The 1,727-nt window shown below is 73.0% G+C and carries 1 protein-coding gene and 1 pseudogene; one reads left to right on the top strand and one right to left on the bottom strand.

Features of this window, described 5'->3' with window-relative positions:
- A pseudogene (locus AB0O00_RS35390) lies at window positions 1-607 on the bottom strand (hypothetical protein); the annotation flags it as partial.
- Window positions 608-771: 164 nt separating this feature from the next.
- Here AB0O00_RS35390 and AB0O00_RS35385 point away from each other — a divergent pair.
- On the top strand, window positions 772-1,727 hold a 956-nt coding region (locus AB0O00_RS35385; protein ID WP_363658810.1), incomplete at its 3' end, for a BTAD domain-containing putative transcriptional regulator.

The raw sequence follows: 1,727 nt of genomic DNA, 5'->3' as shown, positions 1-1,727 counted from the left end.
CGGCCGTTCCTCCCGCGCCGACGGCACCGCCGACAGCGGCCGCCTCGCCGGCGCCGCCGCCGTGCGAGCCGTGGCCGCCGTGTGAGGACTCGGTTTGGGTGCCGTGCTGCTGATCGTGGCCGCTGTGCGAGGTCTCGGTCTGGGTGTTGGTGCCGGTGTGGTCGGTCTGGGTGCTGTGCTGCTGGCTGTGATTGCCGTGCGAGGACTCCTTCTGCGTGTTGCTCCCCGGCTGCTCGCTCTGGGTGCCGTGCTGCTGACCGTGACCGCCGTGCGACGACTGCTCCTGCGGGCCGCCGCCGTGCTGGTGGGTCTGGGTGCTGCTGCCGCCCTGCTCCGTCGTGGTGGTGCTGCCGTGCCCGTGCTCGTGCTGTGCTGTGTCCGGGCGGCCGTCGTGGCCCGTCAGATGGAGAGTGCCCACGTGGTGCGGGTTGACCGTGTGGGTGGACCCGCCGCCGTACTCCACGGTGGTGGAGCTGCCGCCGCCATTGAGGGGCGGGCGCAGCTGGAGGCGCGCCGCCTGGGCCTGGGTGGCGCTCAGGCCGCCGATGACGGCCGCGGCCATCGCTCCGGTGACGAACGCCCGCTTGGTGTGACGCTTGAGGTTCAAAGTGAGGACTTTCCGTTCAGGTCGCCGGGCCTGTGAGTTCGCCCGTGCGTCGTCGGACCGATAACCCCGACGAGCCTTCCAGCACCGGCGTACAACGGGCGTACAAAAAGCGTTGCCAGGCCCGTACATACGCCCGTACCCCCGCCCGTCCCTCCCGCGCGGGCATGTCGCGTTCACGTCGTTGCGGTAGCGTGCCACCTGAGATTGACGGGGTTTGTGCTGGTCGTGGGGTGTTTGTGGGGATTGCGGAATCGGGCTGTGGGGGCCTGTGGCGGTTCACGGTTCTGGGGCCCGTATGTGCGTGGCGGGACGGGCGGCCGCTGGACCTCGGGCGCCCGCAGCAACAGGCCGTCCTGGCCGTCCTGCTGCTGAACGCGGGGCGTCCTGTACGGCGGCCCGAGTTGGTCGACGCGGTGTGGGGCGAGGAGGCGCCACCTTCGGCCGCCACCAATCTGCGCGCGCTGGTCTCCCGGCTGCGCCGCGTCCTGCGACCCGGCGACGCGGACGGTCCACTGGTGTCCGCGCCCGCCGGCCTGACGCTGCTCGTGCCGCCGGAGAGTATCGATCTGTACGCCTTCGAGGGCCTGCTCGCCCAGGCCGAACAGGCCCGTGCCACCCTTCAGTTGAAGCAGGCCGACCAGCTGCTCGACGAGGCGCTCGCGCTTCCCCGGGGTACCGCGCTGGCCGGAGTGCCCGGGCCGTTCGCGCAGACCCAACGGGACCGGCTGGCTGCCCTGCTGCTCGACGCCACCCGGCAACACCTGGAGCTGGGGCTGGAGTTGGGCCGCCACGAGAGTCTGCTCGGCCCGCTGGCCGAGCTGGTCGCCGGTCACCCGCTGCACGAGCGGCTGCGTGAGCTGCTGATGCTCGCCCTCTACCGCAGCGGCCGGCAGGGCGAGGCGATCGCCGCCTACCACCGGGCCCGCGCCGACCTCGCCGAGGAACTGGGTGTGGACCCGGGCCCTGGCCTGCGGGCGCTGTACGAGCGGATCGTGCGCGCCGATCCCGGCCTCGCACCTGCCGCCCGGGCCCTCACGGTCACCGCCGCCGGTACGGCCCCGCGTACGGCTCCCAGTACGCTCCCCCGCCCGCCGGCCGGCTTCGTCGCCCGCCCGCGCGA

This window comes from Kitasatospora sp. NPDC093558 (assembly GCF_040683475.1).
Taxonomy (GTDB): Bacteria; Actinomycetota; Actinomycetes; order Streptomycetales; family Streptomycetaceae; genus Kitasatospora.
This window is presented reverse-complemented; position numbering and strand designations above follow the sequence as displayed.